Source organism: Thalassospira mesophila, assembly GCF_002115755.1.
Lineage (GTDB): Bacteria > Pseudomonadota > Alphaproteobacteria > Rhodospirillales > Thalassospiraceae > Thalassospira > Thalassospira mesophila.
The window spans coordinates 1-1,459 of the sequence record NZ_JFKA01000035.1; the positions used below are offsets into that span (position 1 = coordinate 1).

At 53.1% G+C, this 1,459-nt stretch carries 1 protein-coding gene; it reads left to right on the plus strand.

What is annotated here, in order from left to right; translation table 11 throughout:
• Positions 1-50 precede the first annotated feature (50 nt).
• A protein-coding gene (locus tag TMES_RS21860; RefSeq protein ID WP_404943211.1) for an IS3 family transposase occupies positions 51-1,426 on the plus strand; the annotation gives its coding sequence in 2 pieces (ribosomal slippage) (positions 51-542 and positions 545-1,426; 1,374 coding nt in all).
• Positions 1,427-1,459 lie beyond the last annotated feature (33 nt).

Here is a 1,459-nt window from a genome sequence, read left to right on the forward strand (position 1 = left end):
TGAAGTGCGCCCCAGAAGTTGGACACCCATCCAATTTCTGGGGCGTTTTCATGAGCAAGTACACCACGCAGTTCAAGCTATCTGCCATCACCGCTTTCCTTGAGCGAGGCCGAGGGTTTCGCCGGGTCGCCGCTCAATTTCAAATGGACCCCACCTTGCTTCGTCGTTGGGTCGAGGCTTATCGATTACACGGTGAGGCCAGCTTGAGCAGTACCGGCCAGCGTTACAGTGCCTTGTTCAAGTTCTCTGTTCTACGGCGCATGTGGGATGACTCCCTTTCCTTGCGCCGCGCAGCGGCGCTTTTCAACTTGGGGGATTCCACTCAGGTGGGCAGATGGCAACAGCAGTATTACAGTGGCGGTATTGAAGCCCTGGAGTCAGGGAAAAGAGGACTGAGCACCGCTATGCCTAAACCACCTGCTAAACCACGCAAAACCGCTGCCCCACTCACCAGCCCTGAGCCTGAGCACAAGACGTTACTTGATGAGCTCCAATACCTACGGATGGAGAACGCTTATCTAAAAAAGCTTGGGGAGTTAGGCGAGGCGGTGATGAGGCGGGAGAAAGAACAGAAGAAAAAGCCCGATTAGTCAGTGAGCTTAAGCAACACTTTCCCTTGCGTGACTTGCTCAAGCTAGTGAGCCTTGCGCGAAGTACGTACTACTACCAACTCAAGGCAATGGGCGTTGCGGACCGATTTTCCTCGATCAAAGCTTCTATCCAGACCATCCAAAACGAGCATAAGGGCCGCTTTGGTTACCGTCGGATGACGCTAGAACTACGTAAAGAAAGATCGCTGATCAACGGTAAAACGGTACGACGACTGATGGGGGAGCTGGGTCTGAAATGCACGGTGCGGCCTAAGAAATACAGGTCGTATAAAGGGCCGATGGGCGAAGTGTCGCCCAACACCTTGGCTCGTCAGTTCGAGGCTGAGCAACCGAATCAGAAATGGGTGACGGATGTCACCGAGTTCAAAGTGGCCGGCAAAAAGCTGTACTTGTCCCCAGTTTTGGACTTGTACAACGGAGAAATCGTGGCCTATCAGACGGCAATACGTCCCCAATATGCCTTGGTGGGCGAGATGCTGGAAAAAGCTATTGAAGGCTTACCTGAGGGCGGCAAGCCAATGCTGCATTCAGATCAAGGCTGGCACTATCGATATCCAAAGTACCGGGAGAGGCTAGAAAAAGCAGGGCTGGAGCAAAGCATGTCACGCAAAGGAAACTGCCATGACAACGCCACAATGGAGAGTTTCTTCGGCACGCTGAAGTCAGAGTTCTACTATCGGGAAAGCTTTGAAAGCGTGGAGCAGTTGCAAGCGGGGCTGGATGAGTACATCCATTACTACAACCATAAGCGAATCAAAGTGAAGCTTGGCGGACTGAGCCCTGTAGCGTACAGGACCCGGTCCGCTGTAGCCTAACCAACAGCTGTCCAGCTTTTGGGGCGCACTTCA